We start from the raw sequence: 12060 nt of genomic DNA on the forward strand, positions 1-12060 counted from the left end.
GAGGCCCCGAGGAGCGCGGCCGGAGCCTTCAGCGGCTCCGGCCGTGCTCCTCGCGTTCCTCGCGGTCCTGGTGCCGGTCGTGCTCCTCGTGCACCCGGCGCAGCAGCGCCAGCAGCTTGTCCTCCTCGCGGATGCGCCTGCGGTACTTCTCCGGCAGCTCCCGCAGGTCCCGCTCCTTGGCGCACACCTTCGCGAACAGCTCCGCCCGCCGCTTCGGGTCGTGCTCGACCTCCAGGTACTCCTGGGCGTAGCGGCGCGCGGCCGAGACGGTGCTCTGCGCGCGGCCCTTCGCGCTGGCCAGCGAGGCGATCACGGTGATCAGCAGGACGGCGATGATCACCGTCAGGGAGAGCCCGGTGCTGATCTCGACGACCGGCACGGGCTCGCCGTCGTTGATGAACGGCACGTTGTTCTCGTGCAGCGCGTGCAGGATCAGCTTGACCCCGATGAAGCCCAGGATGACGGCCAGGCCGTAGGCCAGGTAGATCAGCCGGTCGAGCAGGTCGTCGATGAGGAAGTAGAGCTGGCGCAGCCCCAGCAGCGAGAACGCGGTGGCGGTGAAGACGATGTAGACGTTCTGGGTGAGGCCGAAGATCGCGGGGATCGAGTCGAGCGCGAACAGGATGTCGGTGCCGCCGATGGCGATCATCACCAGCAGCATCGGTGTCATGACCCGCCGGCCGCCCTTGACGGTGAACAGCCGGTCGCCGTCGTAGACGTCCGTCGCGGGGAAGACCCGGCGGGCCAGGCGCACCATGAGGTTGTCCGGGGAGTGGCTCTCCTCGCTCTCGGGCTTCAGCAGGTTGCCCGCGGTGAGCAGCAGGATCAGGCCGAACACGTAGAACACCCAGGCGAAGGTGTTGATCAGGGCCGCGCCCAGCAGGATGAACAGCGATCGCGCGACGAGCGAGAACACGATGCCGAACAGCAGCGCCTTCTGCTGGTCGGCGCGCGGCACCTTGAAGCTCGACATGATGACGAGGAAGACGAAGAGGTTGTCGACCGACAAAGCCTTCTCCGTCACGTAGCCGGCGAAGTACTCGGCGCCGGGGTCGGAGCCGCCGAAGATCCACACGCCGGCGCCGAAGACGAGGGCGATGCCGACGTACAGAGCCGACCAGAGCGACGCCTCGCGCAGCGTGGGGATGTGCGCCTTGCGCACGTGGAAGAAGAAGTCGAACAGCAGCAGCGCGACGATCCCGGCGATCGTGAGACCCCAGACCAGCGGCGAGACGCTCATGGGTAACGTCTGTCCCACCTTCCGCTGGTTATGCCTCCCGCGCGGTTCCGGTCAGACTGCCTGCGCCTTAACACGGCGTTCACATTCGGGCAAAAAGCGGGAAACGGCCGTCCGCAAGACTCGGCGTGGCTGGAAGAGACGTGAAAGGGACCACCGTGAGCTACAAGGCTGAGTACATCTGGATCGACGGCACCGAGCCGACCGCCCTGCTGCGCTCGAAGACCAAGATCGTGGCTGACGGGGTCGAGCCGCCGGTGTGGGGTTTCGACGGCTCCAGCACCAACCAGGCCCAGGGCCACGCGTCCGACCGCGTGCTCCGCCCGGTCTTCACCTGTCCCGACCCGATCCGCGGCGGCGACCACAAGCTCGTGCTGTGCGAGGTCGAGGAGATCAACGGCGAGCCGCACGCCAGCAACACCCGCGCCCTGCTGCGCCCGATCGCCGAGCAGTTCGCCGACCAGGAGTCCTGGTTCGGCATCGAGCAGGAGTACACCTTCTTCAAGGGCAGCCGCCCGCTCGGCTTCCCCGAGGGCGGCTTCCCCGCCCCGCAGGGCCACTACTACTGCGGCGTGGGCGCCGAGGCCGTGTTCGGCCGCGAGATCGTCGAGCTCCACCTCGACCGCTGCCTGGCCGCCGGCCTGAAGATCTCCGGCATCAACGCCGAGGTCATGCCCGGCCAGTGGGAGTTCCAGGTCGGCCCGGCGGGCCCGGTCGAGGTCGCCGACCACCTGTGGGTCGCCCGCTACCTGCTCTACCGGACCGCCGAGGAGTTCGGCGTGGAGGCCACCCTCGACGCCAAGCCCGCCCGCGGCGACTGGAACGGCGCCGGCGCCCACACCAACTTCTCCACCAAGGCCATGCGTGAGGGCTACGACGCCATCATCACCGCCTGCGAGGCGCTCGGCGAGGGCGACAAGCCGATGGAGCACGTGCGCCAGTACGGCGCCGACATCGAGCTCCGCCTCACCGGCCACCACGAGACCGCCCCGTGGAACAAGTACACCTACGGCGTCTCCGACCGCGGCGCCTCGGTGCGCATCCCGTGGCAGGTCGAGGTGGACAGGAAGGGCTACATCGAGGACCGCCGCCCCAACGCCAACGTCGACCCGTACGTGGTCACCCGCCTGCTGGTGAACACCTGCTGCGCGGCGCTGGAGAAGGCCGGCCAGGTCTGATCCGAGGCCAGACGTGAAAAAGGGGGCTCCCGCCCGGCGGGAGCCCCCTTTCGCGCGCTCAGGGCAGGCGGGTCTCGGCGAGCCGGAAGTCCAGGTCGGGAACGATCTCCGCGACGTCCATCTGCGCCTTCTGCAGCCGGCCCGAGTGGTCCCAGTTCATCGCCTGCCAGCGGGTGAACTGGTCGAGCACCCACATGCCCGACTGGCGGCTGCCGTTGCCCGACTTGCCGTTGCCGCCGAACGGCAGGTGCGCCTCGGCCCCGGAGGTGGAGTTGTTGACGCTGACCATGCCGGCCGACACGCCCTCGCGGAAGCGGAAGGCGTTGCGCGCATCGCTCGTGTAGATCGAGCTGGACAGGCCGTAGCCGGGCAGGTTGGCCAGCTCGACGGCCTCGTCCAGGGTGCCGAAGGTCGTGACGCCCACGATCGGGCCGAACGTCTCCTCCATGAACAGCCGGTCGCCGGGGCGTACGCCGTCCACGACCACCGGGTGGTAGTAGAGGCCCGCGCCGCCGTCGAAGCCGCCGCGCGGGTTGTCCTTCGTGATCCGCCCCACCGGCCCCGACACCACCGTGTGGTGCGGCTGGATCCAGGTGAGGTATTCCTCGTAGCGGTCGGCGAACTTGCGGTCGAGCAGCGGCCCGGCCAGCACGTCACCGGCGGGGTCGCCGACGGTGGCGGCCGCCAGCGCCCGCACCAGCCGCTCGACGAACGCGTCGTGGACGCTCTCGTGCACGATCGCCGTGCCGAGGCTGGTGCAGCGCTGGCCCGCGGTGCCGAAACCGGAGAACAGCGCGCCCTCGGCGGCGAGGTCGAGGTCGGCGTCCGGCATGATCACCATGGGGTTCTTGCCGCCCAGCTCCAGGCAGGCCGACTGCAGATGCCGGCCGGTCAGCTCGCCGACGCGCCGCCCGACCTCGCTGGAGCCGGTGAAGCCCACCTTGTGCACGGTGCCCTCCCCGAGCGCCCGCTCCAGGCCCGCGAACGTCTCCGCGCCGTCGGCGAAGAGCACGTTGAGCACGCCGTCGGGCAGGCCGGCCGCGGTGAAGAGCTGGAACATGGCGTGGGCGGAGGCGGCGGCGTACTCGGCGGGCTTCCACACCACCGCGTTGCCGCACAGCAGGGCCGGGACGAGGTACCACGAGGGGACGGCCACCGGGAAGTTGCCGGCCGTGATGACCGCCGCCACGCCGACCGGGTTGCGGAAGGTGAACAGGTTCTTGTCCGGCATCTCCGACGGCACCGTCTGGCCGTACAGCCGGCGGCCCTCGCCCAGGAAGAAGTCACAGGTGTCGACGATCTCGCGGACCTCGCCCAGCGCCTCCGCGTACGGCTTGCCGATCTCCTCGGTCACCAGCCGGGCCAGCGCCTCGGCGTTGGCCTCCACCAGCCGCCCGATCGAGGCGATCACCCGGCCGCGCACCGGCGCCGGCACCTTCGCCCACTCGCGCTGCGCCTCCGCCGCGGTGCGGCAGGCGGCGGCGAACGTGGCCGCGTCCGCCAGGCCGACCCGCGCCACGACCTCGGCCGGCCGGGCGGGGTTGGTCGAGTCGTACGTGGCCGTGCTCGCGGCCTCCTTGCCGCCCACGACGGACATGATCTGTCGGCTCACCGGGCCTCCTCCGTAAGTGTTGCGGTAGACGCTAGCCCTCCTGAGCCAATTTACGTAGCTCCGGCCCGTAGGCGGGATCGGCGAGCGCGGCGGCGAACTGCGCCTTCAGGTAATTGAGCGGAGAACCGGTGTCCCACCAGGTGCCGTCGATGACCTGCCCGTAGACCGGGTTGCCGGCGGCGGCGTGGCGGTGCAGGGCGTCGGTGAGGTAGATCTCGCCCTCGGGGTGCTCGTGCCAGCGGCGGGTGGCGGCCTCCAGCTCCGCCACCACGCCGGGGGTGACGACGTAGCCGCCGATGGCGGCGTAACGGGACGGGGCCTCCTCCGGGCGCGGCTTCTCCACCAGCCCCGAGATGCGCAGCCGGCCGCCGCCGAGATCCTCCTCGACCACGGGGACGCCGTAGCGGGAGGCGTCCTCGACCGCCATCGGCATCAGGGCCAGCACCGGGGCCCCCGCCGCCTCGTAGGCGGACTTGAGCTGCCGGGCGCGCGGCACCTCGGCCACGAACACGTCGTCGGCCCACAGCACCATGAACGGCTCGTCGCCGATGACGCGGGCGGCGTTGAGCACCGGCGTGCCGTTGCCGTAGGGGCCGTTCTGGTACAGGTAGGTGATGTGGGCCAGCGAGGACAGCTCGGCCATCGCCGCCGCCAGCTCGTCCTTGCCGGCCGCGGCCAGTTGCGCCTCCAGGTCGGCGTCGGGCGCGAAGTGCCGCTGGACCAGCTCCTTGCGTGAGGAGGTGACGATGGTGATGTCGTCGATGCCCGACTCCACCAGCTCCCTGATGGTGTGCTCGATGACGGGCTTGTCGCCGATCGGCAGCATCTCCTTCGGCAGCGCCTTGGTCAGAGGCAGCAGCCTCGTGCCCAGACCGGCCACCGGGATCACGGCTTTGCGCACCACGTGGATCTCCTTCGCGAGGTGTGGGCACGTCACCGGGATCATTTCATGACAAAATCACCACGAACGGTTCGGTGCGGACGTCTCGACCGAGCTGGCGATGTCCCGCCGCGTGGTCAGCGCCAGCTGTTCCGCGAGGTCGGCGAGGGCCCGCGAGGCCGCCAGCTCGTCGCCGATCATCGGCACCGACGGGTCCGACGGGTTGCGTCGCGCCCGCCCCTGACCCGTCACCTCGACGCCGTCGTCGGTCACCAGTTCCGCCCGCGCCGAGGTGTCGTCGCCGTCCTCGGTCAGCTCCAGGCGTACGTTCCATTCTTTTGCTCTCATGGCACCCGGCTGCCCACCTGCGGCTCGAGGAAACTCCGCCGGAACTCGCGTTCGGCCAGCGCCTTCACGGCGGCCAGCCGGCCGCGTACGGCGAGGAAGTCGGCCGACTGCGACAGCAGCAGATAGATGAGGCCCGGCACGCCCGGCCGGCAGCGGATCCGCTGCCGCGACACCAGCCGCGTGCGCCCCTCGCCGAGGTCGCGCAGCGCGATCGTCCAGGCCAGCGTGACGTGGAAGGCGCGGATCGACAGCACCAGCAGCCGCTCCGGCTCCGCCTGCGCGACCCGGTAACCGACGTCGCCGCGGCCGGCCGGCAACAGGTCGCCGACCCCGAACTTCGCCGGCTCCGGCGCGAAGCGCTCGTCCGGCCCGCTCACCTGCGCCAGCCACGGCCACACCGCCTCCGGCGGGGCCTCGATCGTGACGGCGCGGGTCGCGACGACGTGCGGGTGCGGCACCAGCTCGTCGCCCGGCAGCGCCGCGCGGGCCTCCTCGCGGGTCGCGCCCCAGCGCAGCAGCCAGGGACGGACGAGCAGCAGGTACGCGACCGGCACGGCCGCCCACCAGAGCGGCCGGGCGTTGGAGAAACCTCTCATGTCCTCAGTGTCCGTTCTGCCCCTTGACGGCGGCCAGTGCCGAAGGGCGGTGACGGCGCGGACGTTCGGGTGGGCGAGCGGAGGGTCCTTCGGCCCTCGCCTGATGGACCTCCGGCCCTGCGCCCGGCGCTCGCCCGCACGCTGCGATGGAAGGAGGGAGAGGAGGCCATCATGATCGTGGTGGGTGTGGACGGATCGATGACCGCGCGGGCGGCGGTGGACTGGGCGGCCGCGGACGCCTTCCGCGCGCACCTGCCGCTGCGGATCGTGCACGCGGTGGACCGCTCGCCGTACCAGGTGGACAGGTTCGGCGGCTCCGGAGGCGGCTCGGGGGGCGGCATCGGGGGCGGTTCCGGGGGCGGATCCGGGGGCGGCGACACGCTGGTCCGCGAGGGGCAGCGGGTGCTGCGCGAGGCCGTCGCCCTGGCGCGCGAGCGGCAGCCCTCGGTCGAGGTGACGACGCGGGACATCGAGGGCTTGCCCGTGGCCGTGCTGCGCGAGCAGGCCGAACGGGCCGACGAGATCGTGCTCGGCAGCCGCGGGCTCGGCGGCTTCGCCGGGACCCTGCTCGGCTCCGTCAGCGCGCAGGTGGCCGGGCAGGCGCACTGCCCCGTCGTCGTCGTACGCGGCGAACGGCGGCCCCGGCAGGGCAGGATCGTGGCCGGCGTGGACGACTCGCCCACGTCCGAGCCCGCGCTCGCCTACGCCTTCCAGCAGGCGGACCTGCGCGGCAGCGCCCTCCAGGTGGTGCACGCCTTCGCGCCGGAGATCGCCCGCGACCTCGACGAGGTGTGCGCCGCCCGGCACCGGGTCGTCCAGAAGCGGCTGCGGGCCTTCCGCGACCGCTATCCGCACCTGGAGGTCGAGGAGATCGTCAGGTTCGCCCACCCGGTGGACGCGCTCACCGCGGCCTCCGCCGAGGCCGACCTGGTGGTGGTCGGCTCCCACGGGCGCGGGCCGTTCGGCGCGGCGGTGCTCGGCTCGGTCAGCCGGGGCGTCCTGCACCACGCCCGCTGCACGGTCGCCGTCGTACGCGCGCCGCGAGCGGACGTCCCCGCGCAGAGGACCTAAGCCACCACCGGCACGGGACGTTCGCCGGTGACGGGCACGCCCACGGGTAGCGGAGCGTAGGAGGGGAAAGCGAGGTGGGAAGACCATGACCATCGAAGTCAAGGACCTCATGGGACGGGTGGCCATCGCCGTCAGGCAGGACGCGTCGTTCGCCGACATCGTGGCCGCCATGAGGCGGTTCGCGGTCGGCGCCGTCACCGTCATCGACGCCGAGCGGCGTCCCGTGGGCGTGGTCACCGCGGACGATCTCCTCATGAAGGAGACCGACCAGGTGCGCCACAGCATCTCGATCTACGAGTCGCGCCGGCAGCGGGCGGAGCACGAGAAGGCGGCGGCGGTCACGGCCGCCCGCCTCATGACCTCCCCGGCGATCACCGTCGCGCCCCGCGACCCGGTGCGGGTGGCGGCCCGGCTGATGCACGACAGGCACATCAAGCAGCTTCCCGTCGTCGACCCGGACACCGGCAGGATCGTCGGCACCCTGCACCAGCGGGACGTGCTGCGCGTCTTCACCCGGCCGGGGGATGAGCTGGCGGCCGACGTGCGGGCCGTGCTGCCCGAGCGGGGGACGTACACGGTCGAGATCGACCGGGGCGTGGTGCGCGTCGCGGGCGTGGCCGAACGGCGCTCGCAGGTGATCGCGCTCGTGGAACGGCTGCGCGCCGTCGAGGGCGTCATCGACGTGGTCGCGGACGTGCGCTGCGACGTGGACGACCTCGTCGCCATGCCGCCCCTGCTGTAGCGGCCCGCCCGGAGTGAGGACCAAAGGCCCCTGCCGTGCGGGTCGTACGGCTCTGCGCCAGAACCGGGTGAAGCGATGTCCTTGAGGTACGGGAACACGACGCGATCTCCACGAAAGGACGCCGTCATGACCGCCACCGTCAGCAAGCACGCCACCGGGGCCCACGTCGCCACTGGAAGAGCACGCCGCCCCGTGGACTACGTCTGGGCCGCCGCCCGGATCTCGATCGGCTGGGTCTTCCTGTGGGCCTTCCTGGACAAGACCTTCGGCTGGGGCTTCGCCACCCCGGCGGCCAAGGCCTGGATCAACGGCGGCAGCCCCACCACCGGCTTCCTCAAGGGCACCGGCGAGAACGCGCTCGGCGGCCTCTTCACCGCGCTGGCCGGACAGGTCTGGGTGGACTGGCTGTTCATGCTCGGCCTGCTCGGCGTCGGCACCGCGCTCGTCCTCGGGGTCGGCACGCGGATCGCCGCCGTCGCCGGGACCGTGATGCTGGTGCTCATGTGGGCCGCCGAGCTGCCCCTCACCACCAACCCGTTCATGGACGAGCACATCATCTACGCGATCGTCCTGATCGGCCTGGCCCTCGCCAACGCCGGCGCCACCCTCGGCCTCGGCAACCTGCGGATCGTCCGCGAGAACGCGTGGCTCAGGTAGCCGGGCCGCCCGCCCCGGAGCCGGCTTCCCGCAGGACCGAGACGCCCGCCAGCACGTGGCCGACCACATGGTCGGCCACGTTCGCGTCCACCGGCCGGACGCCGTGGTCGATCCACACGCTGCGCAGGCCGGCCGCCCTCGCGCCCGCGACGTCCGTGGCCGGGTCGTCGCCCACCATCCAGCCGCCGGCCGCCAGGTCCGCCCCGCAGCGCCGGGCCGCGATCGCGAACAGCTCCGCCGCCGGCTTGTGCACGCCCTCCGCGCCGGAGATCGCGTAACCGTCGACCACCGTGTCCAGCCCGGTCCGCCGCATCTTGGCGAGCTGGCGCTCGCCCGAGCCGTTCGTGGCGATCCCCACCCGCCAGCCGCCGGCGCGCAGCTCCGCCAGCGCCTCGCGGACCCCCGGATAGCAGTCCACCAAGTACGGCAGCCGCCGCCGGAACGCCTCCCACAGCTCGGCCGCCGGCTCGGGCAGCCCGAACCGCCGCCGCACCCCCGCGAAGAACCGCGCCCGGTCCGCACCCGCCTCGGCGTCCAGCGCCGTGATCAGCCCGGCCGCCTCCGGCCCGAGCCCCCGCTCCTCCGCCAGCTCGGCGGCCCACCTGGCCACCGCCGTGTTCAGGTCGAGAAGGGTCCGGTCCAGGTCGAAGAGCACGAGCGGCGACATGCCCGCCAGCCTACGGCCCGGCCGCGTACGTGCCCGGAGGTCCCTCACGAAAAGGACTTTCGCCGCTGGGCCCGCCACCCGCCCCGGCGATGTCATGGGAGCCGGAGCGATCAGGAGGCTGAAATGAGCATCGTGGGGTCCGACGGCTCCCGTACGGCACACGACACCGGGCCGCAGGCCGACCAGCTCGGCGACTACCTGGCCCGCATCGGCGGCACGCCGCTGCTGACCGCCGAGGAGGAGGTCGCGCTGGCCGGGCGCGTCGCGGCCGGCAGATCCGCCGCCCGCCTGCTCGCCGCCGGCGACGCGCGGCCCGGCCTGGAGGAGCTGGCCGCCGACGGCCAAACGGCACGGGAGCATCTGATCCGGGCGAACCTGCGCCTCGTGGTCTCCGTCGCCAAGCGGTACGCCTACCGCGGCATGTCCTGGGCCGACGTCGTCCAGGACGGCAACCTGGGCCTCATCGAGGCCGTCGAACGCTTCGACCACACCCGCGGACACCGCTTCGCCACCTGCGCCACCTGGTGGATCCGCAAGTACATCCAGCAAGGACTGGAGTACGCGCACACCATGCGGCTGCCGATCGGCGTCCAGGACGAGCTCGGCAAACTGGCGCGGGCCGAGAGCGCCGTCGCGCAGCGCCTCGGCCGCACCCCCACCGAGGACGAGCTGGCCGCCCACCTAGGCGAGAAGGCCGCCAAGCTCGTTCTGCTGCGGCGGATCTCCCAGGGCTACGTCAGCCTCGACCTGGCGCCTGGCGACCTCGTCGAGGACCCCGGCGGCCCGGCCCCCGTGGAGAGCGCCGAGCGGGAGGCGCTGAAAGACGCGCTGACGGCGCTGGTGGCCGGGCTGGCGCCGCGCCAGGCGATGATCGTACGGATGCGCTTCGGCCTGGACGGCCAGGACGAGCACACCCCCCGCCAGATCGCCGACCGGATGGGCGTGACCCCGCACTGGGTGCGCCAGCTCGAACGCGAGTCGCTGGCCCGCCTGTGCCGGCGCGGCACGAGGGCGGGCCTGACGGCCTGGATCGGCTGAATCGGCGCGTCCGGGCCTCGGCGTCAGGCCGTGAAGTCGGCGAAGTCGAAGCCCGGGGAGACGACACAGCTCACCAGCACCGGCTCGCCGGCCGCGGGACGGGCCGACTGCACGACGCCGCCGGGGACGACGGCCTGCGGGACCTCGCCGTCCTCGACCCGCGGCCCCAGGACGATCGTGCGCTCGCCGATCGTCAGCTCCAGCGGACCGCCGCGGTGCCACAACCAGACCTCGTCCGACTTCACCACGTGGGGCACGGACTCCTCGCCCGGGTCGAGGAGGAAGTAGATGCCGGTCGCGGTGGCGCGGGGACCGGCGTAGCCGGGCGGCTCGAACGTCACCTCCGTACGCCAGGTCTCCCGGAACCACCCGCCCTCCGGGTGGGGGAGAAGGTCCAGGGCGGCGGCCACGGGCGGGCGCTCCACGAACGCGACCGGGGCGCCGGTGACGTCCCTGCGCAGGAAGCGGGTGCCGTCGAGGACGAGCTGTCCGGGCAGGCCGGCGGCCAGGGCGGCGGCCTCGTCGGCGACGCGGACGGACGGCCCGTCGGGGTAGGTCTTGAGCTCCACCCGGCCGAGTCTAGGGGGCCGCGAAATGTCGGTCGGAGTGGCTAGTCTGCGGCAGGTGATCGAACGGTGGAGCCGTGATCAGGTGCTCGCCCTCGCCCCCGACGCCGCCTCCGGGAAGGCCGCGCAGGGCGTGGCGTCGCCGGGGAAATGGCAGGTGCGCGGCGTGGCCGGCGTGCTGCTCTACGGCGCGTGCCGCGGCAGCGGGGCCGAGCCCTACCTGGCGTGCGTCGACCTGAGCGAGCCCGCCTACCGCTGCACCTGCCCCAGCCGGAAGTTCCCCTGCAAGCACGCGCTCGGGCTGTTGCTGCTGTGGGCGGGCGACGGGGTCCCGGAGGGTGACCCGGCCCCGGGATGGGCGGCCGAGTGGCTCGCCACCCGCACCGCCCGGGCAACACCAACCCGGCCCCCCACTGGGCCCGAACCGGGGGCGGAACGGCAGCCCGCCGGGGCCGGGCCGGAGCGGCGGGCCGCCGGGGCGGAGTCCGTGCGGCATGGGCGGGTGGGTGCGGGGCTGGCCGAGGTGGAGCGGTGGCTGGCCGACCAGGTCAGGCAGGGGCTCGCGGGAGCGGCCGAGCACGAGTGGGACGGCCTGGCCAAGCGCCTCATCGACGCCCAGGCCCCCGGCGTCGCAGGCCTCGTGTCCCGGCTGGCCCAGGTGCGGGCGGGCGACGACTGGCCGGGCCGGCTGCTGGCCGAGTACGCGCTGATCAACCTGCTCGCCGTCGCCTACCGGCGGCGCGCCGAGCTGCCCGCTCCGCTGGCCCGCACTGTCCTCATCCGCGCCGGGTTCCCCGTCACGCGGGAGGAGGTGCTGGCCGGCCCGGCCCTCCGCGACCACTGGGACGTCCTGGGCCGCCGCGACGAGGTGCAGGACCGCCTGACCGCGCGCCGGGTGTGGCTGCGCGGGCGGCGGAGCGGGCGGGCGGCGCTGGTGCTGTCGTTCGCGCCGCAGGGCCAGCCGCTGGACGCCTCCCTGGTCACGGGCGTCACCATCGACGCCGACGTCGCCTTCTACCCTGGCGCGGCCCCCTTGCGGGCCCTGGTCGCCGACCGGCACGGCACCGTCCCCGCCGCCGGCCCACCGCCCGGCGGCCCGCCCGAGGAGGCGCTGGAGGAGGTCGCCCGCGCCGTCGCGGAGGACCCGTGGGTGGAGTCGTGGCCGGTGGTGCTGGCGGACGTCGTTCCCGAGCGGTCCGCGATCGGCGGGCTCCCGCTGCACCCAGCCGCCCGCGACCCCTGGCGGCTGCTCGCGGTGTCGGGCGGCCACCCGCTCACGGTGGCGGCCGAGTGGACGCCGCGTGGCCTGCGCCCCCTCACCACCTGGGACGACGACGGCGCGGCGGTGATCCTGTGAGCACGTACGAGGGCCGGTGCGATCCGGAACAGGCGGAGCGGGTGAGACGAGGGGGAGAGGGTCCGGACGGCGAGTGGTGGGGCGAGTGAGCGGCCGGACGGTGAGCGGGTG

13 protein-coding genes are annotated in these 12060 nt (G+C 73.0%); 6 read left to right on the top strand and 7 right to left on the bottom strand.

The genetic code is table 11. The features are described from left to right. Positions 1-28: 28 nt before the first annotated feature. Complete coding sequence (locus SMD20_RS01825; RefSeq protein ID WP_329574159.1) at positions 29-1258, bottom strand: TerC family protein; 1230 nt, start codon at positions 1256-1258, stop codon at positions 29-31. Positions 1259-1395: 137 nt separating this feature from the next. Between SMD20_RS01825 and glnII the strand changes: the two genes are divergently transcribed. After that, positions 1396-2415: a glutamine synthetase gene (gene glnII, locus SMD20_RS01830; protein WP_329574161.1), complete on the top strand. Its 1020-nt coding sequence runs from the start codon at positions 1396-1398 to the stop codon at positions 2413-2415. A 58-nt stretch (positions 2416-2473) separates the two neighbouring features. Here the strand turns inward: glnII and SMD20_RS01835 are convergent, their stop codons facing one another. Genes SMD20_RS01835 through SMD20_RS01850 form a run of 4 tightly spaced genes read right to left on the bottom strand, consistent with a single transcriptional unit; the run spans position 2474 to position 5851 of the window. Beyond that, on the bottom strand, positions 2474-4027 hold the full coding sequence (locus tag SMD20_RS01835; protein ID WP_329574163.1) for an aldehyde dehydrogenase family protein: 1554 nt from the start codon (positions 4025-4027) through the stop codon (positions 2474-2476). A gap of 31 nt (positions 4028-4058) precedes the next feature. Beyond that, positions 4059-4931 (bottom strand): UTP--glucose-1-phosphate uridylyltransferase, encoded by an 873-nt coding sequence (locus SMD20_RS01840; protein WP_329574165.1) that lies wholly within the window; start codon positions 4929-4931, stop codon positions 4059-4061. A gap of 54 nt (positions 4932-4985) precedes the next feature. Further along, positions 4986-5255, bottom strand: coding sequence for a DUF1876 domain-containing protein (locus tag SMD20_RS01845; protein WP_329574167.1), 270 nt, complete (start codon positions 5253-5255; stop codon positions 4986-4988). Beyond that, complete coding sequence (locus SMD20_RS01850) at positions 5252-5851, bottom strand: hypothetical protein (RefSeq protein ID WP_329574169.1); 600 nt, start codon at positions 5849-5851, stop codon at positions 5252-5254. Before SMD20_RS01850 ends, SMD20_RS01845 begins: the two co-directional genes overlap by 4 nt. Positions 5852-6022: 171 nt before the next feature. On the opposite strand from SMD20_RS01850, the gene SMD20_RS01855 reads away from it, so the two are divergent. The 3 genes from SMD20_RS01855 to SMD20_RS01865 all read left to right on the top strand — a co-directional run bounded on the left by SMD20_RS01855 (position 6023) and on the right by SMD20_RS01865 (position 8321). After that, a complete protein-coding gene (locus SMD20_RS01855) occupies positions 6023-6922 on the top strand; it encodes a universal stress protein (protein WP_329574171.1) in 900 nt (299 codons plus the stop codon). 85 nt (positions 6923-7007) lie between these two features. After that, the gene (locus SMD20_RS01860) at positions 7008-7664 is read left to right on the top strand and encodes a CBS domain-containing protein (protein ID WP_329574173.1); all 657 of its coding nucleotides are present in this window, start codon (positions 7008-7010) and stop codon (positions 7662-7664) included. Between the two features lie 126 nt (positions 7665-7790). After that, the gene (locus tag SMD20_RS01865) at positions 7791-8321 is read left to right on the top strand and encodes a hypothetical protein (RefSeq protein WP_329574175.1); all 531 of its coding nucleotides are present in this window, start codon (positions 7791-7793) and stop codon (positions 8319-8321) included. Here SMD20_RS01865 and SMD20_RS01870 read toward each other — a convergent pair. Beyond that, complete coding sequence (locus SMD20_RS01870; protein ID WP_329574177.1) at positions 8314-8988, bottom strand: HAD family hydrolase; 675 nt, start codon at positions 8986-8988, stop codon at positions 8314-8316. The genes SMD20_RS01865 and SMD20_RS01870 overlap by 8 nt on opposite strands. Before the next feature lie 123 nt (positions 8989-9111). Between SMD20_RS01870 and SMD20_RS01875 the strand changes: the two genes are divergently transcribed. Next, complete coding sequence (locus tag SMD20_RS01875; protein ID WP_329574179.1) at positions 9112-10026, top strand: sigma-70 family RNA polymerase sigma factor; 915 nt, start codon at positions 9112-9114, stop codon at positions 10024-10026. Between the two features lie 23 nt (positions 10027-10049). Here SMD20_RS01875 and SMD20_RS01880 read toward each other — a convergent pair whose 3' ends face one another. Continuing rightward, positions 10050-10595, bottom strand: coding sequence for a cupin domain-containing protein (locus tag SMD20_RS01880; RefSeq protein WP_329574181.1), 546 nt, complete (start codon positions 10593-10595; stop codon positions 10050-10052). Between the two features lie 55 nt (positions 10596-10650). On the opposite strand from SMD20_RS01880, the gene SMD20_RS01885 reads away from it, so the two are divergent. After that, on the top strand, positions 10651-11949 hold the full coding sequence (locus tag SMD20_RS01885; protein ID WP_329574183.1) for an SWIM zinc finger family protein: 1299 nt from the start codon (positions 10651-10653) through the stop codon (positions 11947-11949). The last annotated feature ends 111 nt before the right edge of the window (positions 11950-12060 follow it).

The sequence above is a fragment of the Nonomuraea sp. LP-02 genome, from assembly GCF_036289125.1.
Taxonomy (GTDB): domain Bacteria; phylum Actinomycetota; class Actinomycetes; order Streptosporangiales; family Streptosporangiaceae; genus Nonomuraea; species Nonomuraea bangladeshensis.